Below are 21,184 nucleotides of genomic sequence, written 5' to 3'. Positions count from 1 at the left end.
CGCGGCGGGTGTGCGTCGGTTGCGGCCGGCTCCGGACCGCCGCCGCACAGCGCACTGCCCCCGCGGGCCCGGGGACCCGCGGGGGCAGTGGCAGGACGGAGGACGTTCCCCGTCACATCGTGGGACGCGGCACTGGCGGGTGACAGGCTGTCAGCGCAGCGCGGTCAGACGAAGCGCTGCCCCGACGAGCCGTCGCACTTCCGCAGCCGCACCAGCTCCCGCGGCCCCGCCAGCGTCAGGCACAGCTCCCGCGCCTCCGACGGCCGGAGCGTGTCGCCGTCCCGGACGAAGCGCTGGTTGGTGCCGCCGTGGCAGTTCCACAGCGTCGGCGACACGCCGTCGGCGTACCGGCCGCCCGGCACGTCCAGGCAGCGGTCGTGGGTCAGCCCCACATGCAGGGAGCCCCGCTGCTCGTCGTACCACCAGCTCTGGTTGCGGCCGTTGTGGCAGTCCCAGCCGCCCACCGCGGTGCCGTTGCGGCTGCCGCCCTCCCGGGCGTCCAGGCAGGAGCCGGTGGCGGCGCTCTTCAGCGGCTCGAACGCGTCGTCCCAGCCGCCGCGGAACAGCTCCGGCTTTCCGGTGCTCGCCGGGTCGGCGCAGCTCGCCTCGCGCCAGCCGGCGTTGTAGAGCCGGGTCAGGCAGGACGCGAACGCGCCGTGCCCGCGGGCGTTGGGGTGGAAGGACTGCCGGACGGAGTTGGAGTCCGGCGGGAACGGGTTGGCCAGGTCGATCCACAGGCCCCGCGCCCAGGTCTCCTCCATGCACACCTCGTGGCCGTGGAAGAGCCGGGAGTTGTCGAGGAAGGTCGCGCCCGCGTCCCGGGCCGCCTGCCGCATCCCGCGCTCGAACGCGGGTACCGCGGTGTTGCGCCCCCAGGCGGCGTCGGAGGTGTAGCCGGTGCAGCCGCCCGGCAGCTTGCCGATGTAGCCGGGGTTGTCCTGGATGTCGGGGCCGATGGGGCTGGGGTAGCCCATGACGACCAGCCGGTAGTCGGTGTCGGCGTACCCGGCGTCACGCATCACGGTCCGCAGGTCGCTCACGCTCCGCTCGACCTTCGGCCGCAGACCGTCCACACGGGCCTGCCAGCCGGGGTCGTACTTGGGCTGACAGGTGCCCTGGATGAGGAACCAGCGGGTGACGCAGTCGGTCATCACCGGACCGAACTGGAGGTCGTCGTTGGCTCCGGCGACGAACAGCACCATCTTGATCCGGGTGGTGCGCGCCTTGACGGCCAGCGCGTCGCTCTGCACCAGCTCGTCCGGGTACTGCTGCGAGCCGCCGATGCGGATGTTGTCGGTGCCGGCGCCGGAGCAGGCGACGTTGTACGTCACGTCGGCCGGGATGCCGGTGCGGTGGATGGCGGCGTCCGGGGAGCGGTGGCACCAGTTGTCCGGGCCGTTGGTGCCCGGTTCGTAGGTGCCGACGCCCTCACCGGAGATCTCGCTGTCCCCCAGGGAGATCAGGGAGGACTTCCGGTCGGCGAGCGGACGCTCGGCGGAGCTGCCGTACAGCTTCGTCGCCTCCGCCGCGCGGATCCGCTCCAGCTCGGGCGAGAGGGGTGCCGATGCCGTGCCGCGGCCGGCGTCCGCCGCGGCGGCGGGGGCGGTGGCCGACATTCCACCGAATCCGGCGGCGAGCGCGGCGAGGACCGCGACCGTACATCGCACCCCACGTCTGCTGCGTTGCATGAGACCTCCCCTGTTTTCGGTTGTTACCCGCGGTATTTACTGTCAGGTAAGCCGCATTGGGAACACTGTGAACCGGACAAACGCTGTGGCACCCAGGAGGTAACGAACGATGGCCGACCACGGCAGCGGACAGCACACCCCGGACGGCCCCCCCGAGGGCCCCGGACACCGGACCGAACACGACTCCATGGGTGAGGTGCGGGTCCCGGCGCACGCCAAGTGGCGGGCGCAGACCCAGCGCGCGGTGGAGAACTTCCCCGTCTCCGGCCAGCGCCTGGAGCGCGCCCACATCGAGGCGCTGGCCCGGATCAAGGCGGCGGCGGCCCACGTCAACGCGGAGCTGGGGGTGCTCGACCGGGACGTCGCCGAGGCGATCGGACAGGCCGCGGCCGAGGTGGCCGAGGGGCGGTGGGACGAGCACTTCCCGGTGGACGTCTTCCAGACCGGCTCCGGCACGTCCTCGAACATGAACACCAACGAGGTGCTGGCCACCCTGGCCGGCGAGCGGCTGGGCGCGCCGGTGCACCCCAACGACCACGTGAACGCCAGCCAGTCGTCCAACGACGTCTTCCCGTCCTCCGTGCACATCGCGGCGACGGCGGCGGTGACCCGTGACCTGATCCCCGCTCTGGACCATCTGGCCGAGGCGCTGGAGCGGAAGGCGGAGGAGTTCGCGGAGGTCGTGAAGTCGGGGCGGACGCATCTGATGGACGCCACCCCGGTCACGCTGGGCCAGGAGTTCGGCGGGTACGCCGCCCAGGTCCGCTACGGCGTGGAGCGGCTGCGGGCGTCGCTGCCCCGGCTGGCCGAGCTGCCGCTGGGCGGCACCGCGGTCGGCACCGGCATCAACACCCCGCCCGGCTTCGCCGCCGCGGTCATCGCCGAGCTGGTCCGCGGCACCGGGCTGCCGCTGACCGAGGCCCGGAACCACTTCGAGGCGCAGGGCGCGCGGGACGGGCTGGTGGAGACCTCCGGCCAGCTCCGCACCATCGCGGTGGGCCTCACCAAGATCTGCAACGATCTGCGCTGGATGGCGTCCGGCCCGCGCACCGGGCTGGCCGAGATCGCGCTGCCGGACCTCCAGCCCGGCTCGTCGATCATGCCGGGGAAGGTCAATCCGGTGATCCCGGAGGCCGTGCTGATGGTGGCCGCGCAGGTCACCGGGAACGACACCACGGTGGCCACGGCCGGGGCCTCGGGCAACTTCGAGCTCAATGTGATGCTGCCGGTGATCGCCAAGAATCTGCTGGAGTCGGTCCGGCTGCTGGCGAACGCCGCCCGGCTGCTGGCCGACCGCACGGTCGACGGCATCACCGCCGATGCGGAACGGGCCCGCGAGTACGCCGAGTCCTCGCCGTCGGTGGTGACTCCGCTCAACCGGTACATCGGCTACGAGGAGGCGGCGAAGGTCGCCAAGCGGGCGCTGGCCGAGCGGCGGACGATCCGTGAGGTGGTCCTCGCCCAGGGCTATGTGGAGCGCGGCGACCTCACCCTGGAGCAACTGGACGAGGCCCTGGACGTGCTGCGGATGACGCACCCGTGAGCGGGCGCGCCCCCGGCGCCCGCCGGACCACGGCGCCGGGGCGCAGCGCCGTGAGCGCCCCCGGGACCGGCGTGCCGCGCCCCGGGCACCCGGTTGTGCCGCACGTAACGGTCCGGAGCGCCTCCCGCGGCACTAAGATCTGTGCATGACAGCGGAGACGACGAGCCCCCAGGCAGGCGGCGCGGGCGCGGCCCCGGGCACCTGGTCACCCGGGGAGCACATCCTGTGGCGCTACCGCGGCAACGCCACGGACCGCTTCCACATCTGCCGTCCGATGACGGTCGTCGAGGACTCCGCCGAGCTGCTGGCGGTGTGGATGGCGCCGAGCACCGTCTGTGTGAAGCCGGTGCTCAGCGACGGCACACCGGTGCACCGCGAGCCGCTGGCCACCCGCTACACCAAGCCGCGGACGCTCACCCGCTCGCCCTGGTTCGGCACCGGCGTGCTCAAGCTGGCGCGCCCCGGGGACCCCTGGTCGGTCTGGCTGTTCTGGGATCCGGGCTGGCGGTTCAAGAACTACTACGTCAACCTCGAGGAGCCGCGCCGCCGCTGGGCCCGCGGAGTCGACTCCGAGGACCACTTCCTGGACATCGAGGTCCGTCCGGACCGCAGCTGGGAGTGGCGCGACGAGGACGAGTTCGCCCAGGCCCAGCGGGCCGGGCTGATGGACGCCGGGCAGGCCGAGCGGGTACGGGCCGCCGGACGCGCGGCGGTCGAACAGATCAGCGCCTGGGGAACGCCGTTCGACGCGGGCTGGGAGAACTGGCGGCCGGACCCGGCGTGGACGGTGCCGGAACTGCCGGCCGACTGGGACACCGCACCCGCGCGGCTGGCCAGCTGAAATACGGCTGTCGGGGAATCATCCACCGGGAGCTCTTGAAGTTTCCCTGTGCACCAAACGTAGGATCGTCCTCCGCAACCATGCACAGGTACGCACAACTCCCGGACCACAGGCAACGTTTGGCCATAAGTTTTCGTCATCGGGAAGCTGAAAGGGTGGAGTCGTGAGCGGCGAGGGCTACGACGGGTACGACCCGTTACGGATCGACCGGACCGGTCAGGCCGAGGCATTCGATGCCATCGGCGACCGGTACGACGAGGCGTTCCCGCACAAGGACGGACAGCTCGCCGCCGGGCAGTGGCTGGCCGGCGCCCTGCCCGCGGGCTCCCGGGTGCTGGACCTCGGCTGCGGTACGGGCATGCCGACGGCGGCCCAGCTCGTCGCGGCGGGGCACCGGGTGGTGGGCGTCGACCTGTCGCCCGGCATGCTCAAGCTCGCCCGGGACAAGGTCCCGGCGGCGGAGTTCCTGCGGCGGGACATCGCCGGTCTGACCGCGGACGGACCGGAGGGAATCGGCCGCTTCGACGGCGTCGCCGCCTTCTTCTCGATCCTGATGCTGCCCCGCGCGGAGATCCCGTTCGCGCTGCGGACGCTGCACGCACTGCTGCGGCCCGAGGGGCTGCTCGCGCTGTCGATGGTCGAAGCCGACGTGGACGACTTCGCAATCCCGTTCCTGGGCCACACGATCCGGGTATCGGGTTACCTGAGGGACGAACTGCGCCAGGTCGTGTCCGACGCGGGTTTCGAGGTCACCGGGGAGGACAGTTACGCATACGCCCCGGCCAGTACGGACGTACCGCCCGAGATCCAGCTCTTCCTGCACTGCCGACGACGCGCCTGACCACGCGCGCCCGACGCGCAGCCCCGGACGGATGGAACCCTACGCGTGACGGAGTACCCGACCTCCCACAACGGCCGGCAGGCCGCCGCCTCCGCCGTGCCCGCGGCCGGACAGCCGCCGCGGGCCCGTGAGGACGCACCTGGCGCCTCGCCGGACCCGCGCCGTGCGATCCAGCAGGCCGCGGCGCACGGCCAGGACCCGGCAGGACGCGCCGGGCCGGCCCGGCGGTCCGCGGACCACGACGCCGCCCACCGCGCCCGGCCGCAGGGCGGCGCCGCCCACGGCCCGGCCGAGCCGGACGGCACCATAGGACGCCCCCGGCCCGCGGGCGACGACACCCTCGCCGCCCCCACGAGCCGGCCCCGGCAGGGCCCCGACGGCTCCGGCCACTCCTGCGGTCCGGCCGGCGCGGCCGACCACCGCAACCGGGCCGGCGCCTCCGCCTCCCCGGCCGAGCCCCCGCCGGGGGTGCCGCACCCGGCGCCGCCCGGCGGCGAGTCCGACCGCAACGCCGCCACCGGCGCCGGCCGCGCCGGCCACCCGCTGGGCACGGGGACCGAGGAGCCCGCGGGCCATGCGCACAGCGCGGAGATCGGCCACCAGCGCGCCCCGTCCGAGCCGGTGCCCGACCCGGCCCTCCCGCCGGACCAGGCCGACGGCCTGCCCACGGCGGGCGGCACGCGGGACGGCGACCGGCTGCGGTTCGTGGGCGCCGCCACCCGGCGGATCGCCCGCGGCATCGACCTCGACGAGATCGTGCTCGGGCTCTGCCGCGCCACCGTCCCCACCTTCGCCGACGTGATACTCGTCTACCTCCGCGATCCGCTGCCGGTCGGCGACGAACGGCCCACCGGCCCGGTCGTGCTGAAGCTGCGGCGCACCGACCGGATTCCCGAGGACCAGGACACCGACGGCAACCGGCTGCCCGTGCTCACCGTGCCGGCCGACTACCCGCAGGCCGCCGAACTCGCCGAGGTGCGGCCGGGCGGTGCGCTCGCCGAGGTGCTGCGCGGGGTGCGGCCGGTGTTCGGCGACTCCGCCGCGGCCCGCGCCGCGCTGCCCGAACTCCTTGGCCCGGCCCACTCCGTACCGGGCGGACGGCGCGCCGTCCTCGCGCCGCTGCGCGGGCGCCGCCGGGTGATCGGGGCGGCGGTGTTCCTGCGCCGCCCGGACCGGCCCGCCTTCGACCCCGACGACCTGCTGGTCGCGGCGCAGCTCGCGACGCACACCGCGCTCGGGGTCGACAAGGCGGTGCTGTACGGCCGCGAGGCGTACATCGCGGACGCGCTGCAGCGCACCATGCTGCCCGACTCGCTGCCGCAGCCCACCGGGGTGAAGCTCGCCAGCCGCTATCTGCCCGCCGCCGAGACCGCCCGGGTGGGCGGCGACTGGTACGACGCGATCCCGCTCCCCGGCAGCCGGGTGGCGCTGGTCGTGGGTGACGTCATGGGCCACTCCATGACCTCCGCCGCGATCATGGGCCAGCTGCGCACCACCGCGCAGACGCTCGCCGGGCTGGACCTGCCGCCGGAGGAGGTGCTGCACCACCTGGACGAGCAGGCGCAGCGGCTCGGCAGCGACCGGATGGCGACCTGCCTGTACGCGGTCTACGACCCGGTCGCGCACCGCATCATGGTGGCCAACGCCGGGCATCCGCCGCCCGTTCTGCTGCATCTGGGCGGCCGTGCCGAGGTGCTGCGGGTGCCGCCGGGTGCCCCCATAGGCGTCGGCGGGGTCGACTTCGAGGCGGTGGAGCTGGACGCCCCGGCGGGCGCCACGCTGCTGCTCTACACCGACGGTCTGGTGGAGTCCCGGCTGCGCGACGTCTGGACCGGCATAGAGCAGCTGCGGGAGAAGCTGACCGCGACGGCCCGGCTGACCGGCCCGGACCACCCGCCGCCACTGGAACCCCTCTGCGACGAGGTGCTCGACATGCTCGGGCCGGGCGACCGGGACGACGACATCGCGCTGCTCGCCGCGCGCTTCGACGGGATCGCGCCGAGCGATGTCGCGTACTGGTTTCTGGAGCCGCACGAGCAGACGCCGGGCAAGGCCCGCCGGCTCGCCCGGCGGGCGCTGGCCCGCTGGGACCTGGAGGAGCTGACCGACTCGGTCGAGCTGCTGGTCAGCGAGGTGGTGACGAACGCGGTCCGGTACGCGGGGCGGCCCATCACGCTCCGGCTGCTGCGCACCGACGTCCTGCGCTGCGAGGTGGGCGACGACGTGCCCCAGCTGCCCCGGCTGCGGCAGGCCCGCCCGTCCGACGAGGGCGGCCGGGGGCTGTACCTGGTCAACAAGCTGGCGCGGCGCTGGGGCGCGACGCGGCTGAGCACCGGGAAGGTGGTCTGGTTCGAGCTGGCACGCCCCGCGGCGGGGCGGCAGCCGTAGCGCGCGGCCCCGGCCCTGCGCCGGGGCCGCAGTCGTGGGCCCGGCACAGGCCTCGTGCCGGGCCGGGACAGGGTTCCGTGGAGCCGGAGGGTTCCGCGGAACCCTGTGTGCTGTCCGGGGGGCGGTGCGGACCTGCGGGGCGCGGGCGCTTTCCCGGGGCGCGCGGGTGGCGGCGGGGGCGGACGCCGTTCCGCGGTGCTCCGTTCAAGGGTTTCGGCGGGGGCACGCCGGGGACCCGCGTGATTGCCGACGGGCCGTCGGCAGAGTTGACTGCATTCCGGACATCCGGAATAAATCGGCACCCACGGCACTGCGAGGCATTCCATGAGCCAGGCCCAGAAGAACGTCCCGCACACCACGAACAACACCGGCATCCCGGTGGAGAGCGACGAGCACTCGCTCACCGTCGGCGACACCGGCCCCATCCTGCTCCACGACCACTATCTGATCGAGAAAATGGCCCAGTTCAACCGCGAGCGGGTGCCCGAGCGGGTGGTGCACGCCAAGGGCGGCGGGGCCTACGGAGTCTTCGAAGTCACCAACGACGTCAGTCAGTTCACCAAGGCCGACCTCTTCCAGCCGGGCAAGCGGACCGAGATGCTGGCCCGCTTCTCGACCGTGGCGGGCGAGCAGGGCAGCCCGGACAGCTGGCGCGACCCCCGCGGCTTCGCACTGAAGTTCTACACCGACGAGGGCAACTACGACCTGGTCGGCAACAACACACCGGTCTTCTTCGTCCGCGACCCGATGAAGTTCCAGGACTTCATCCGCTCGCAGAAGCGCCGTCCGGACAGCGCGGTCCGCGACCACGACATGCAGTGGGACTTCTGGACCCTCTCCCCCGAGTCCGCCCACATGGTCACCTGGCTGATGGGCGACCGCGGCATCCCGAGGACCTGGCGCCACATGAACGGCTACGGCTCGCACACCTACATGTGGGTCAACGGCGGCGGGGAGCGGTTCTGGATCAAGTACCACATCAAGACCGACCAGGGCATCGACTTCCTCAGCCAGACCGAGGCCGACACGCTCGCCGGCGAGGACGGGGACGCCCACCGCCGCGACCTCTACGACTCCATCGCCGCGGGCGACGCCCCGTCCTGGACGATGTACGTCCAGGTGATGCCGTTCGAGGACGCGCCGGGCTACCGGTTCAACCCGTTCGACCTGACCAAGGTGTGGTCGCACGGCGACTACCCGCTGATCGAGGTCGGCCGGATGACGCTGAACCGGAACCCCGAGGACTTCTTCGTCCACATCGAGCAGGCCGCCTTCGAACCGTCCAACCTGGTACCCGGCGTCAGCGTCTCGCCGGACAAGATGCTGCTCGGCCGGATCTTCTCCTACGCGGACACCCACCGGTACCGGATCGGCCCCAACTACGCGCAGCTGCCGCCGAACCGGCCGCACGTCCCGGTCCACTCCTACGCCAAGGACGGGCCGATGCGGTACGAGCCCAGCCGGGTCGGCGCGGTCTACGCCCCGAACTCCTACGGCGGTCCGGCGGCCGACTCCGTCCGGTACGGCGACCCGGCGGGCTGGCAGGCCGCGGGCGAGATGGTGCGCGAGGCGTACTCGCTGCACCGCGAGGACGACGACTTCGGCCAGGCCGGCGCCCAGGTGCGCGAGGTGCTGGACGACGCGCAGCGCGACCGTCTGGTGTCGAACATCTCCGGGCACCTGCTCAAGGGCGTGAGCCGGCCGGTCCTCGACCGCGCCGTCCAGTACTGGCGCAACGTCGACAAGGACCTCGGCGACCGGGTCGCCAAGGAGGTCAACGGCGGCTGACCCGGCTCCCCTTCCCCGTCCTCGGGCCGGAGCGCCGACCCGGCCCTGCGCGCAACGGGAAGCGCCCGGACCCACGCGGGGTCCGGGCGCTTCGCGTACCGGCTGTTGACCGGGTATCAGTTCTCGGGTGGCAGCAACTGCGGTTCGTCGCCGCCGCCCGGTTCCGTCGACGGCCGGGGGTCGTCCGGCTGCGGCGGTGTGGACACCGTCGGCCGGCCGGACGGCTTGGACGGGGACGGTGCCGGTGTGGACTCCGACTCCGACGGGCTCGCACTCGGGGACTCCGACTTCTTCGTCTTCGACGGGGTCGGCTCCGGGTCCGGGGAGGAGGTCGTCGGGGTCGGCACCGGGGTGGGCGCCACCGCGGCGCCCTGGTCGGTCTCCAGGTCGAACTCGCCCGACGAGCCGTTCAGCGCGTCCTGGGTGTAGGCCGCCCAGATCTCGGCCGGGAAGCCACCGCCGTTGACGCGTCCGCCGCCGGCCGCGCCCTTGAGGGTGACCTGCTTGCCGCCGTTCTCGTTGTCCTCGCCGAACAGGCCGATCGAGGTGGCCAGCTTCGGGGTGTAGCCGGAGAACCAGGCGGACTTGTTGTCGTCCGAGGTGCCCGTCTTGCCCGCGACGTCCAGGCCGGCGCTGCGCACCGCGAAGCCCGTGCCGTCGTCCACCACACCGGTGAGCACGGAGGTGACGGTGTCCGCGGTGGTGCGCTCCACCACCTGCTCGCCGATCGGGTCAGGCAGCTCCACCTTCTCCTCGCCGCGCTCGGCGGACTTCACCACGCGCGGGGTGACCTTCTTGCCGTGGTTGTCGAGGGTGGCGTAGACCCCGGCCATGTTCATCGGGCTGGCGCCCATCACGCCGAGCGACATCGCCGGCTTGGTGTCGAAGCCGCCCGCTTCCCCGTCCATGCCGAGGTCGACGGCGGTCTTCTTGACGTCGTCCAGGCCCACGTCCACGGCCATCTGCGCGAAGACGGAGTTGACCGACTTGTTCATGGCCCGCTGCACCGTGACGGGGCCGTAGCTCTCGTCGTCCTCGTTCGGCGGGGCGAAGGCGACGTCGCTGCCCTTCACGGGCCGCTTGGTGGTGCCGTCGTAGACGGTGTCGGCGTTGATCGGCACGCTGTCCTGGGTCGTGGAGTCGTTCTCCAGCGCGGAGGCCAGGATGAGCGGCTTGAAGGTGGACGCGGGCTGGTAGTCGGCCCGCGTGGCGTTGCTCGTCTCGTGCTTGGCGTAGTCCTTGCCGCCGTAGAGTGCGGCGACCATGCCCGTCTTCGGGTTCACGGAGACGGCGCCGGCCTGGACATGGGAGTCGACCTTCCGCCCCTTCGGGTCCAGACGGCTGGTGAGCTTGCGCTGGACGGCCTTCTCCAGCGCCTTCTGCTTGCCCTTGTCGATGCCGAGGGTGATGTTCCAGCCGCCTGCGGCGATCCGCTGCTCGCTGACACCGGCCTTCATCAGCTCCTGGTTGGCGGCCTTGACGAGGTATCCGGTCTGGCCCTTCTGGTTCGGGGCCGGACGGGGCGCGATCGGCTTGGGGAACTTCATCCCGGAGCGCTCGCCGGAGTCGAGCCACTTCATCTCGACCATGTTGTTCAGCACGTAGTTCCAGCGCTGGAGCACCAGCTTGCGCGAGGTCTCCGAGGCGGCCGACCAGTCGTACTGGCTGGGGGCCTGGAGCAGCGCCGCGAGGTAGGCGCCCTGCTGGGGCGTGAGGTCCTCGGCGTCCACGTTGTAGTACGCGCGGGCCGCGGCCTGGATGCCGTACGCACCCCGCCCGTAGTAGCTGGTGTTCATGTAGCCGGCGAGGATGTTCGGCTTGGTCATCGTCTGGTCGACCTTGAGCGAGATGATCAGCTCCTTGGCCTTCCGGGTGACCGTCTGCTCCTGGCCGAGGAAGTAGTTCTTCACGAACTGCTGGGTGATCGTGGATCCACCCTGCTTGCCCTGGCCGGTGACGGTGTTGAGCAGTCCGCGGGCAGTGCCCTTCAGGTCGACGCCCTGGTCGGTGTAGAACGACTTGTTCTCCGCCGCGACGAAGGCGTGCTGAACGTCCTTGGGCACCTTGGACAGCGGCACGGACTCCCGGTTGAGGTCGCCGGTGCGGGCGATGAGGGAGCCATCGCTGTACTTGTAGGTGTTGCTCTGGAGCTTCGCCTGGGCGTTGGCATCCGGTATGTCGATGAGCAGGTACAGCGCGACGAAGGTGCCTATCCCGAGGGTGCACACCGCAAGGAAGCTGCCTAGCAGCTTCTTCCAGGTGAAGAAGCGGCGTATGCCGCTCTTCCCGTTGGCGCGGCGTGACCCGCGACTCTGCGCGCGTCTCGCTTCGGCTCGGCCCATCTCTCGCAGCTCCCGTTTCGTTTGCCCCGCGACCGGGGCCCGGGGCCTACCCCCGGCAAATCACCGGTCCCAGACGCTAACACCGCATCTGACACCAAAGGCGCATCGATCAAGGCCATTCCGGACGTGACAATCAGCACCTCTGGCAAAGAAAAGACATCCAAGAGCTCCACTTGGTTGCGTCGAGCATTAATGTGCTATCACTTTGATAGACCGGAACGGTGAGGGCGCACGGCCCTCACCCGGAACGAACGGGGGACCCCATGTCCGACACCACACCGGCTGCCGTCGATGCTCCCGACCTGCCCAAGCCACAGGTCCGTGAGGTACCGGCGCGGGACATCGGCGGCGGGCTCGCCCTGCTCCTCGGTCTCCTGGGGCTCGTCGCGGGCGTCGGCACGATCGTCGGCGGGGCGGCGCTGTCGAACGACGGCAGCGCGCTGGGCGTGCCGCTGATCATCCTCGGCATCCTGGTCGCCATCGGGGCGTTCTTCGCGATGTGCGGGCTGAACACGGTGGCGCCGGGCGAGGCCCGGGTGGTCCAGCTCTTCGGCCGGTACGTGGGCACCATCCGCACCGAGGGGCTGCGCTGGGGGAACCCGCTCACCTCCCGGGAGAAGATCTCCACCCGGGTGCGCAACCACGAGACGGCCGTACTCAAGGTCAACGACGCGTACGGCAACCCCATCGAGCTGGCGGCGGTCGTGGTCTGGCAGGTACGGGACACCGCTCAGGCGGTCTTCGAGGTGGACGACTTCCTGGAGTTCGTCGCCACCCAGACCGAGGCCGCGGTCCGGCACATCGCCATCGAGTACCCGTACGACGCCCACGACGAGGACGACCTCTCCCTGCGCGGCAACGCCGAGGAGATCACCGAGAAGCTCGCCGCCGAGCTCGCCGTCCGGGTCACCGCGGCCGGTGTGCAGATCGTCGAGTCGCGCTTCACCCACCTCGCATACGCCCCGGAGATCGCCTCCGCGATGCTCCAGCGGCAGCAGGCGGGCGCGGTCGTGGCGGCGCGGCGGCAGATCGTGGACGGCGCCGTCGGCATGGTGGAGGCGGCGCTCGCCCGGATCACCGAGGAGGACATCGTGGAGCTGGACGAGGAGCGCAAGGCGGCGATGGTCAGCAATCTGATGGTGGTGCTCTGCGGCGACCGGTCCCCGCAGCCGGTCCTCAACACGGGCACGCTCTACCAGTGACGGACGACGCGCCCCACCCCCCTCGGCGGGGCCGGGACCCGCAGCGGAAGCCGCAGCAGCGCAAGCAGGTGCTGCTGCGGCTGGACCCGGCGGTGCACGACGCGATCACCCGCTGGGCGGAGAGCGAGCTGCGCAGCGCCAACGCGCAGATCGAGTTCCTGCTGCGGAGGGCGCTGGCGGAGGCGGGGCGGCTGCCGCGGTCGGCCGGGCCGATTCCGCGCCGCGGCCGCCCGCCGAAGGATCCCGCCGGGGAGGGGCCCGGACCGGGCGGACCGGTGCCGGGGGCGGGGCGCGAGCGTGCGCCGGGGGGCGGTCGTGAGGGCGCCGGCCGCGAGGGAGCGGCGGGCGCGGGTCGTGACGGAGCGGGCCGCGAGGGCGCGGGTCGTGAGGGCGCGGCGGGCTCAGCGGGATCGGGCGACGGTCGGGGCGCGGCGGCGCCGAGAGACGGGACGAGCTCCGGTGAGCCGCTGCCGGACGACGGCCGGACGGGAAGCTGAACGCTCCGGCTGGTGATCGATCTCCGGCGTCGCACTCCCACCCCTGATCGAGGCGCCCTCGGATGCTGCGTCGAACGACACTCCAGCATCCTGATGTCATTTCTATGCCTGAATTGATATCGTTTCTGTGTCGTCGGGCTATGGAGGGATAACTGATGGCCAGGACTGTGATCGATCTGGACGAGGAGATCGTCGAGCAGGCGATGCGGGTGTACGGGGTGAAGACGAAGGCCGCCGCAGTGCGGGCGGCCATGGAGGAGGGGGTGAGGCTGCGGCTGCGCCGGGAGTTGTTCGACGCCATTGACGAGGGTGAGTTCGAGGACGCATTCGCGGAGATCCGCTCGCAGACGGGGCCGCGGAATCCGGACGGCTCGCTGAAGCGTGACGGCGGGGCCTCGGCGGCGTGAAGGGGCGCTACCTCATCGACAAGTCCGCGCTGGCCCGCCGGGGCAAGCCGGCGGTGCGGGCGCGACTGGATGCACTGAACCGCGATGGCCTCCTCGCGGTGTGCGCCCCGACCGAGTACGAGGTTCTGTACTCGGCGCGCGGAAAGCCCGAGGCGCTGCGACTGCGTACCCTGCTTCGCGGCTTCGACTATCTGCCCTGCAATGACGAGGAGTTCGGGCGGGCAGTCGAGATCCAGGCCCTGGCCCTGAACGCCGGCTTTCACCGGGCACTGTCGCTGGCCGACGTCCTCATCGCGGCAACCGCCGAGCGGCATCGGGCCACGGTCCTGCACTACGACGGCGACTTCGACATGATTGCCTCGGTGAGCGGGCTGCAAGCCGAGTGGATCGCGGAGCCCGGCACTGCCGACTGAGCCGGGAGCGCGCATGCCGTGTCAGCCCATGCCTCGACGGGTGAGGACAGAGCCTGCTCGCCGTCGGCCGGATCGTCACACATCTGCTCAACGGCGTGGTGCGGGTGATACGGCTGCCCAGGCCTGGACCGCCCTCATCGACGACGTGAAGACCGGCCGGCTGGACCGGTCCCAGGCCTGAGCCCCGCACCACACACGCCGCCACCCGGATCGGCCCGGCTGCGAGGCCCCTCCCGGACGGGACGGCAGTCCGGTGGGCCGCCCGGCTCCCGGGCGCGGGCGGTTCAGTGCACGCGTACCGGGAGCGAGCGCACCGCCGAGCGCAGTGCCTGCGCCAGTTCCGCGAACTCCTCCTGCCGCGCCGCGCCCGAGCGCATCGCCAGCGCGATCCGGCGGGCCGGCGCCGGCTCCGCGAAGCAGCCGGTCGAGAGCTGGTCGTTGCGCTCGGTCTCCACCTGGAGCGCCGTGCGCGGCAGCAGCGTCACCCCGAGGCCGCCCGCCACCAGCTGCACCAGCGTCGACAGCCCCGCCGCGCTGGTGGTGACCGGGGTGCCGTCCTCCCGGCCGGCCTCGCGGCAGATGTCGAGCGCCTGGTCCCGCAGGCAGTGCCCCTCGTCCAGGAGCAGCAGATCCAGCTCGCGCAGCGCCTCGCGCGGAATGTCACCGCGCCCGCCCAGCCAGTGGTCGCGGGGGGTGACGAGCACGAAGTCCTCGTCGAAGAGCGGGAGTTCGGTCACCCCCGGCGCGCCCAGCGGCACGGCGAGCAGCAGCAGGTCGAGCCGCCCCTGCGCCAGCCCGTCCAGCAGCGAGGAGGTCTGCTCCTCGTGCACCTGGAGGTCCAGGTCGGGGTAGCGTTCGTGGACCGTGCGCAGCACCGTCGGCAGCAGGTACGGTGCGACGGTCGGGATCACCCCGAGCCGCAGCACACCCGTGAACGGGGCCCGCACCGCGTCCGCCTCCTCCAGGAGCGCGCCGACCGCCTCCAGCACGGCCCGGGCGCGCCCCGCCAGCCGCTCCCCCGCCGGACTGAGCAGCACCTTGCGGGTCGTACGCTCCAGGAGCTGCACGCCGAGCGTCTCCTCCAGGGCCGAGACGGCACCGGAGAGAGCGGGCTGGCTCATCCCGATGTCGGCCGCGGCGTCCCGGAAGTGCAGATGCTCGGCGACGGCGACGAAGGCGCGGAGCTGCGCCAGGCTGGGCTGCCGGGCGCCGTTCCGGCCAAGGCTTCTTCCGACGGTCACTGATAACCACCTCCGATCAACATCAACAAGTTTACCGATTTCCGCGATCAATGGCGCCTGTGGTTAGGTGAAGCCCGTCCAACCCCCAAGGAACAGCCCCAAAAGGGACGTTCCACGCTACAAGGAGAGCGCGTGCTCACTGTCGGTGACAAGTTCCCCGCCTACGACCTGACCGCTTGCGTTTCGCTCGAGAGCGGCAAGGAGTTCGAGCAGATCAACCACAAGTCCTACGAGGGCAAGTGGCGCGTCGTCTTCTTCTGGCCGAAGGACTTCACCTTCGTCTGCCCGACCGAGATCGCCGCGTTCGGCAAGCTGAACGACGAGTTCGCGGACCGCGACGCCCAGATCCTCGGCGTCTCCGGCGACTCCGAGTTCGTGCACCACGCCTGGCGCAAGGACCACGACGACCTGCGTGACCTGCCCTTCCCGATGCTGGCCGACTCCAAGCACGACCTGATGCGCGAGCTCGGCGTCGAGGGCGAGGACGGCTTCGCGCAGCGTGCCGTGTTCATCGTGGACCCGAACAACGAGATCCAGTTCACCATGGTGACCGCCGGCTCGGTCGGCCGTAACCCCAAGGAGGTCCTGCGGGTCCTCGACGCCCTGCAGACCGACGAGCTCTGCCCCTGCAACTGGAGCAAGGGCGAGGACACCCTCGACCCGGTCTCGCTCCTGTCCGGAGAGTGATCTGACATGGCCCTCGACGAGCTGAAGTCCGCCGTTCCGGACTACGCCAAGGACCTGAAGCTGAACCTCGGTTCGGTGATCGGCAACTCCGACCTGCCGCAGCAGCAGCTGTGGGGCACGGTGCTCGCCTGCGCGATCGCCAGCCGCTCGCCGCGCGTCCTGCGGGAGCTGGAGCCGGAGGCCAAGGCCAACCTGAAGCCCGAGGCGTACGAGGCGGCCAAGGCCGCCGCCGCCGTCATGGCGATGAACAACGTCTACTACCGGACCCGGCACCTGCTGTCGGACCCGGAGTACGGCAACCTGCGCGCGGGTCTGCGGATGAACGTCATCGGCAACCCGGGCGTGGAGAAGGTCGACTTCGAGCTGTGGTCGCTGGCGGTCTCCGCGATCAACGGCTGCGGCATGTGCCTGGACTCGCACGAGCAGGTGCTCCGCAAGGCCGGTGTGGACCGCGAGACGATCCAGGAGGCGTTCAAGATCGCCTCTGTGCTGCAGGCCGTCGGCGCGACCCTCGACGCCGAGGCCGTGCTGGAGGGCTGAGCTTCTCCCCCTTCGCGATGAGGGCCACGCGGTTACCGCGTGGCCCTCATGCGTGTGCCCGGACGAGCACGCGCCCGCACCGATACGGCCGAGCGGATACGCCGGTGGCCCGTCCGGATCCGGACGGGCCACCGGCACAGGTACGGTGCCGCGCGATAGCACGGACATGCCCCGAAGCACGCCGTCCGGACCAGGCCGGATTCGGACGACAGGGCTCAGACGCGTGGCGCCCCTTCCTCCGGTGCCCCCGGCTGCGCGGCGGGAACGGACGGCCCCACCGCGACCGGCGCGGGCACCGGGACGACCCGCAGCGCCTGCTCCTGGGAGAACTTGCGCAGATAGCCGACGACGGTGTTGGTCACGGCCACCAGCGGCACCGCCACCACCGCGCCGCCCACTCCGGCGACCAGCGAGCCCGCGGCGACCGAGAGCACCACGGCCAGCGGGTGCACCCGGACCGCGCGCCCCAGGATGAACGGCTGCAGCACATGGCCCTCGATCTGCTGCACCGCGAGCACCACCACGAGCACCATCAGGCCGGTGAAGACGCCCTGGGTGACCAGCCCGACGATGACGGCGAGCGCACCCGAGACCACGGCTCCGACCAGCGGGACGAACGCGAAGAGGAAGATGAAGACCGCGAGCGGCACGGCCATCGGCACATCGAGGAACCAGATGCCGAGCCCGATGAAGATCGCGTCGATCATCGCCACTATGACCGTCCCGCGGACGTAGGCGGTGAGCGTGCGCCAGGCGCGCGGACCGGCACCGGCGACGCCCTCCCGGGCCGCACTCGGCACCAGCTTCAGCAGCCAGTTCCAGATCTTGGGGCCGTCGTGCAGCAGGAACAGCGTGCTGAACATCGCCAGCAGGATGCCCGTCAGGAACTCCAGGATGACGGTGACGCCTTCGAGCCCGGCGGAGGTGATCTCCTCGGTGTTGGACCCGACCGCGTCCCGCAGGCTCTGGGCGATGTCCTTGATCTGCGCCTCGGTGACGTGGAACGGGCTCTGCAGCAGCCACTTCTGGAGCTCGTCGATGCCGTCCTGCACGCGCAGCGAGAGGTTGTCGATGTTGTCCATCACCTGCCACACCACGAACCAGCCGACCAGGCCCATGATGACGAAGCCGGTGATGAAGGTGAGGGTGGTGGCGAGCCCGCGCGGCAGGCCCAGTCTTCGGAGCCGGCCGACGGTGGGCTGGAGCAGGGCGGTGATCAGCAGGGCCGCCACGAAGGACAGCACCACCAGCTGGACGGCGCTGATGACGCGCATCAGCACGAAGAGCGTGCCCGCGAGGACGAGCAGCCGCCAGCCGGCCTCCGCGGCCACCCGTACGCCCCAGGGGACCGCGGCGACCGGATCGGGCTTCGCGGCGACCGCCGGAGCGTAGGCGGGAGGGGCGGGGACGTGGTCCGGCTCCTGGTCGGCGCCCTCGGACGGGCCCGCCGGGCCGCCCTCGTGCTCGTCGGCGGCGGCCGCCGCAGCACGCCGCCGGTCGTCCAGCCACGCGGCGAAGCCGTGCAGCCTGGACCCCAGACCGCCCACCCATTGCGGCAATGTGGACATGTCCCTTCCGCCCCCCTCTCCCCGCGTCGTTGTCCTGAAGACCGTACCCCGGACACGACGAAGCCCCCGACCTTGTGGACGGGGGCTTCGCGGGTGTCTTCGCCTCGGTGGCCCGGAACCCGGACCGGAGGGGCTAGTACCAGCTGTTGGCCTGCCAGAAGTCCCAGGCACCGCAGGGGCTGTCGTAGCGCTCGTTCATGTAGTTCAGACCCCACTTGATCTGCGTGGCGGGGTTGGTCTTCCAGTCGGCGCCGGCGGACGCCATCTTGGAACCGGGGAGCGCCTGAACGAGACCGTACGCACCGGAGCCGGCGTTGGTCGCCTGGTAGTTCCAGGTGGACTCGTGGTCCACGATGTTGCTGAAGCACTGGAACTGGTCGGCCGGCATCATCTGCCGCGCCATGGCCTGCACCTGGGCGACCGTGTAGGACGCCTGGACGGGGAAGTCACCGGAGTCGCGGGTGGAGCGGCTGGCCACACTGGCGGCCTTCTCGCGCTCCTTCGCCTTGGCCTCAGCCTTGGCTTCGGCCGCCTTCCGGTCCGCTTCGGCCTTCTTGTCCGCCGCGTCCTTGGCCGCCTGCTTACGGGCCGCTTCCTCCGCGGACTTCTTCGCTGCCGCGTCCGCCGCGGTGGACTGGGCGTCCGCCTGCTGCGTCAGCGACGCGGTCTGCGCCTGGGTCTGGTTCCCGGCGGATATGTCTGCGAGGAGCGTCGCATCAGCAGCTGTCGCCTCGGCGGGCTCGGTGGTCGAACCCGGCGTGCTACCCGAGGCAACACCGACGACAGCGCCGACGGTGGTGACTGCGGTGGCCGAAGCCACTGCGAATCCCCGGACCGAAATCCGGCTCACACGGTTTCCTTCCAGCATCGCCCGCTTAGGTGACCTCGCGGACGCAATCGTGCCCCTGGCGCTGGCCTCCCCTTGTTCCGGTCCCGGTGGTGCTGGGTCCGGCTGGTCACGGGAGGCACTGGCCCGGTGCGAACTCCCTCGGGAGTTCCGCGTGGTGCTCGGGCGGCATACGGCGAACGCCTGTTGAGTTTTGTGGTGCTGCACCGCTGGGGGTGCCGGTGTGCCGTATGCGGGGCCTGACAGGACCCAGACTCTGCCCGACGCCGACGCCTCGAGGCAATTCCGCGTTGCGTGTTAAAGCTCACATCCCGTTTGGGCCTGCGGCTTTTCGGAAACACCCGCGCGTGAAAACGCCGCGCGGCTAAGCTTCTTCGCTTTGCCACGCGGCGCCTCGGTGTGAAGTTGTACGGAGCTCCACGAACCCCTCAAACGGGTCCGTATCACCCTCAGATGCGGGCGTCCTCCAGCATTTCGGTCACCAGTGCCGCAATCGGGGAGCGCTCCGAGCGGTTGAGCGTGACGTGCGCGAAGAGCGGGTGTCCCTTCAGCTTCTCGACGACCGCGACGACCCCGTCGTACCGCCCGACCCGCAGGTTGTCGCGCTGGGCCACGTCATGGGTGAGCACCACCCGGGAGTTGGCCCCGACCCGGGACAGCACGGTCAGCAGGACGTTCCGCTCCAGCGACTGCGCCTCGTCGACGATCACAAAGGCGTCGTGCAGCGACCGCCCGCGGATGTGGGTCAGCGGCAGCACCTCGAGCATGCCGCGGCCGACCACTTCCTCGATGACGTCGCGCGACGTCACCGCGGACAGCGTGTCGAAGACGGCCTGCGCCCACGGGCTCATCTTCTCGGCCTCGCTGCCCGGCAGATAGCCGAGGTCCTGCCCGCCCACCGCGTACAGCGGCCGGAAGACCATCACCTTCTGGTGCTGCCGGCGTTCCAGCACCGCCTCCAGGCCCGCGCACAGCGCGAGCGCGGACTTGCCGGTGCCCGCCCGGCCGCCCATGGAGACGATCCCGACCTCCTGGTCGAGCAGCAGGTCCAGGGCGATCCGCTGTTCGGCGGAGCGGCCGTGGATGCCGAACGCCTCGCGGTCGCCGCGCACCAGCCGGACCCGGCCGTCGGCGGTGACCCGGCCCAGCGCCTTGCCGCGCTCGGACTGGAGCACCAGCCCGGTGTGCACCGGCAGCTCCGCCGCCTGCGCCATGTGCACACTGTCCGCCGCGAAGAGCTCGTCCACCTCCTCCGCGCTGACGGCCAGCTCCGCCATGCCGGTCCAGCCGGAGTCGGTGATGGCGAGTTCGGCGCGGTACTCCTCGGCGAGCAGACCCACCGACGACGCCTTGATCCGCAGCGGCAGGTCCTTGGACACGACGGTCACGTCGTACCCCTCGGCCTGAAGGTTTCTGGCCACCGCCAGGATCCGCGAGTCGTTGTCCCCCAGCCGGAAGCCGGCCGGAAGGACGCCCGGGTCGGAGTGGTTGAGCTCGACCCTGAGCGTGCCGCCCAGCTCCCCGATCGGGATCGGCGCGTCGAGACGTCCGTACCGCACCCGGTACTCGTCGAGCAGGCGGAGGGCCTGCCGGGCGAAGTAGCCGAGCTCCGGATGGTGTCGCTTGGCCTCCAACTCCGTGACCACGACGACGGGAAGCACGACCTCGTGCTCGTCGAAGCGGCTCATGGCCGACGGGTCTGCCAGCAGGACGCTGGTGTCGATGACGTAGGTGCGCCGGTCGTGCGCGCGGCGCTTGTTACTGGTCACCACGGGTGGACGAACCCCCTCGGATGAGGTCGGGGTGCGACGGCGTCGCCGGGGAATGGACCGGGCTCGGGCCGCGATGCACGGGCCGTGCGCCGGCCCCTCACGATGTCCGTCCGCGGCTCGTCGGCTCCTGCCGAGCGAACCGCACGGTCGTCCGTGTGCAAAGGGCCTCCCGGGCGGGCGGCCCCATGCCACCCGCTGGTGCCGGACGCCCGTGGACCGGGCGTCGACGTGACTGAGATATTCCCTCGAACGTGCGCGGCCATGCCATGGCATATGACGGCGCGACGGTGAACGTTGGGCAACAGCGCCGTCCAACTTGCGGCGATACGCGGCTCACCCTACGGAATGTCCCCACCGGGTTCCGGTGCGCCGCGGACGGGAACGGGGCCGCCGCACCGGTCTCAATCGGCCACCGCCCGCCACGCCGGGCCGGGCCGGGCATGGTCCGAACGGGTCACTGCGCGCGGCCGCGCGGCTCATACGACAGAGGGGTTCCTCCGATACCCCGGCCGGAGCAACGCAGGGTCACCCACGCCCCCGGGCGCGCCCCGGTACGAGAGGAGAGAGCTCACCCGGGCC

At 71.5% G+C, this 21,184-nt stretch carries 16 protein-coding genes and 1 pseudogene; 11 read left to right on the top strand and 6 right to left on the bottom strand.

The genetic code is table 11. The annotated features are described in order from the left end of the window. Positions 1–164: 164 nt before the first annotated feature. Positions 165–1,688 carry a ricin-type beta-trefoil lectin domain protein gene (locus ACFYYR_RS27450; RefSeq protein ID WP_388859026.1) on the bottom strand — a complete coding sequence of 508 codons (1,524 nt, stop codon included), beginning with the start codon at positions 1,686–1,688 and terminating at the stop codon, positions 165–167. 109 nt (positions 1,689–1,797) lie between these two features. Between ACFYYR_RS27450 and ACFYYR_RS27445 the strand changes: the two genes are divergently transcribed. From ACFYYR_RS27445 to ACFYYR_RS27425, 5 genes are all read left to right on the top strand, one after another. Further along, a complete protein-coding gene (locus ACFYYR_RS27445) occupies positions 1,798–3,231 on the top strand; it encodes a class II fumarate hydratase (RefSeq protein ID WP_388859023.1) in 1,434 nt (477 codons plus the stop codon). 145 nt (positions 3,232–3,376) lie between these two features. Further along, complete coding sequence (locus tag ACFYYR_RS27440; RefSeq protein ID WP_388859020.1) at positions 3,377–4,072, top strand: DUF402 domain-containing protein; 696 nt, start codon at positions 3,377–3,379, stop codon at positions 4,070–4,072. A 163-nt stretch (positions 4,073–4,235) separates the two neighbouring features. Further along, positions 4,236–4,913, top strand: a complete 678-nt coding sequence (locus ACFYYR_RS27435) for a class I SAM-dependent DNA methyltransferase (protein ID WP_388859017.1) — start codon at positions 4,236–4,238, stop codon at positions 4,911–4,913. Positions 4,914–4,958: 45 nt separating this feature from the next. Beyond that, the gene (locus ACFYYR_RS27430) at positions 4,959–7,301 is read left to right on the top strand and encodes a SpoIIE family protein phosphatase (protein ID WP_388859014.1); all 2,343 of its coding nucleotides are present in this window, start codon (positions 4,959–4,961) and stop codon (positions 7,299–7,301) included. Between the two features lie 324 nt (positions 7,302–7,625). Then, positions 7,626–9,089 (top strand): catalase, encoded by a 1,464-nt coding sequence (locus ACFYYR_RS27425; RefSeq protein ID WP_388859011.1) that lies wholly within the window; start codon positions 7,626–7,628, stop codon positions 9,087–9,089. 116 nt (positions 9,090–9,205) lie between these two features. Here ACFYYR_RS27425 and ACFYYR_RS27420 read toward each other — a convergent pair whose 3' ends face one another. Next, positions 9,206–11,431 carry a transglycosylase domain-containing protein gene (locus tag ACFYYR_RS27420; protein WP_388859008.1) on the bottom strand — a complete coding sequence of 742 codons (2,226 nt, stop codon included), beginning with the start codon at positions 11,429–11,431 and terminating at the stop codon, positions 9,206–9,208. A 263-nt stretch (positions 11,432–11,694) separates the two neighbouring features. Here ACFYYR_RS27420 and ACFYYR_RS27415 point away from each other — a divergent pair, with 263 nt between their 5' ends. The 4 genes and pseudogenes from ACFYYR_RS27415 (at position 11,695) to ACFYYR_RS27400 (ending at position 13,950) form a co-directional block, all read left to right on the top strand. Then, entirely contained in the window at positions 11,695–12,633 is a 939-nt protein-coding gene (locus ACFYYR_RS27415; RefSeq protein WP_388859005.1) for an SPFH domain-containing protein, read from the top strand. Next, positions 12,630–12,938: pseudogene (locus ACFYYR_RS27410) on the top strand (hypothetical protein); the annotation flags it as partial. The gene ACFYYR_RS27415 and the pseudogene ACFYYR_RS27410, both read left to right, overlap by 4 nt. A gap of 347 nt (positions 12,939–13,285) precedes the next feature. Beyond that, a complete protein-coding gene (locus tag ACFYYR_RS27405; protein WP_388859002.1) occupies positions 13,286–13,537 on the top strand; it encodes a type II toxin-antitoxin system VapB family antitoxin in 252 nt (83 codons plus the stop codon). Then, a complete protein-coding gene (locus ACFYYR_RS27400) occupies positions 13,534–13,950 on the top strand; it encodes a PIN domain nuclease (RefSeq protein ID WP_388858999.1) in 417 nt (138 codons plus the stop codon). The genes ACFYYR_RS27405 and ACFYYR_RS27400 overlap by 4 nt, the downstream gene beginning before the upstream one ends. A gap of 284 nt (positions 13,951–14,234) precedes the next feature. On the opposite strand, the gene ACFYYR_RS27395 is transcribed toward ACFYYR_RS27400, so the two are convergent. After that, positions 14,235–15,191 (bottom strand): LysR substrate-binding domain-containing protein, encoded by a 957-nt coding sequence (locus tag ACFYYR_RS27395; RefSeq protein ID WP_388858996.1) that lies wholly within the window; start codon positions 15,189–15,191, stop codon positions 14,235–14,237. Between the two features lie 132 nt (positions 15,192–15,323). Here ACFYYR_RS27395 and ACFYYR_RS27390 point away from each other — a divergent pair, with 132 nt between their 5' ends. Next, entirely contained in the window at positions 15,324–15,878 is a 555-nt protein-coding gene (locus tag ACFYYR_RS27390; protein WP_388858993.1) for a peroxiredoxin, read from the top strand. Between the two features lie 6 nt (positions 15,879–15,884). Next, positions 15,885–16,418: an alkyl hydroperoxide reductase gene (locus ACFYYR_RS27385; protein ID WP_388858990.1), complete on the top strand. Its 534-nt coding sequence runs from the start codon at positions 15,885–15,887 to the stop codon at positions 16,416–16,418. A 215-nt stretch (positions 16,419–16,633) separates the two neighbouring features. Here ACFYYR_RS27385 and ACFYYR_RS27380 read toward each other — a convergent pair whose 3' ends face one another. The 3 genes from ACFYYR_RS27380 to ACFYYR_RS27370 form a co-directional block, all read right to left on the bottom strand. Continuing rightward, complete coding sequence (locus ACFYYR_RS27380) at positions 16,634–17,986, bottom strand: AI-2E family transporter (RefSeq protein WP_388858987.1); 1,353 nt, start codon at positions 17,984–17,986, stop codon at positions 16,634–16,636. A 133-nt stretch (positions 17,987–18,119) separates the two neighbouring features. Beyond that, positions 18,120–18,854, bottom strand: a complete 735-nt coding sequence (locus ACFYYR_RS27375; RefSeq protein ID WP_388858984.1) for a transglycosylase SLT domain-containing protein — start codon at positions 18,852–18,854, stop codon at positions 18,120–18,122. A gap of 428 nt (positions 18,855–19,282) precedes the next feature. Then, positions 19,283–20,605 (bottom strand): PhoH family protein, encoded by a 1,323-nt coding sequence (locus tag ACFYYR_RS27370; protein WP_388858981.1) that lies wholly within the window; start codon positions 20,603–20,605, stop codon positions 19,283–19,285. Positions 20,606–21,184 lie beyond the last annotated feature (579 nt).

The organism is Streptomyces sp. NPDC001922, assembly GCF_042891165.1.
Lineage (GTDB): Bacteria > Actinomycetota > Actinomycetes > Streptomycetales > Streptomycetaceae > Streptomyces.
This window is presented reverse-complemented; position numbering and strand designations above follow the sequence as displayed.

Bases quoted from the DNA above. Each gene is read 5' to 3' on its own strand.
- ACFYYR_RS27405 (WP_388859002.1), top strand. From the start codon at position 13,286: ATGGCCAGGACTGTGATCGATCTGGACGAGGAGATCGTCGAGCAGGCG.
- ACFYYR_RS27425 (WP_388859011.1), top strand. From the start codon at position 7,626: ATGAGCCAGGCCCAGAAGAACGTCCCGCACACCACGAACAACACCGGC.
- ACFYYR_RS27440 (WP_388859020.1), top strand. From the start codon at position 3,377: ATGACAGCGGAGACGACGAGCCCCCAGGCAGGCGGCGCGGGCGCGGCC.
- ACFYYR_RS27420 (WP_388859008.1), bottom strand. From the start codon at position 11,431: ATGGGCCGAGCCGAAGCGAGACGCGCGCAGAGTCGCGGGTCACGCCGC.
- ACFYYR_RS27450 (WP_388859026.1), bottom strand. From the start codon at position 1,688: ATGCAACGCAGCAGACGTGGGGTGCGATGTACGGTCGCGGTCCTCGCC.
- ACFYYR_RS27385 (WP_388858990.1), top strand. From the start codon at position 15,885: ATGGCCCTCGACGAGCTGAAGTCCGCCGTTCCGGACTACGCCAAGGAC.
- ACFYYR_RS27415 (WP_388859005.1), top strand. From the start codon at position 11,695: ATGTCCGACACCACACCGGCTGCCGTCGATGCTCCCGACCTGCCCAAG.
- ACFYYR_RS27375 (WP_388858984.1), bottom strand. From the start codon at position 18,854: ATGCTGGAAGGAAACCGTGTGAGCCGGATTTCGGTCCGGGGATTCGCA.
- ACFYYR_RS27380 (WP_388858987.1), bottom strand. From the start codon at position 17,986: ATGTCCACATTGCCGCAATGGGTGGGCGGTCTGGGGTCCAGGCTGCAC.
- ACFYYR_RS27445 (WP_388859023.1), top strand. From the start codon at position 1,798: ATGGCCGACCACGGCAGCGGACAGCACACCCCGGACGGCCCCCCCGAG.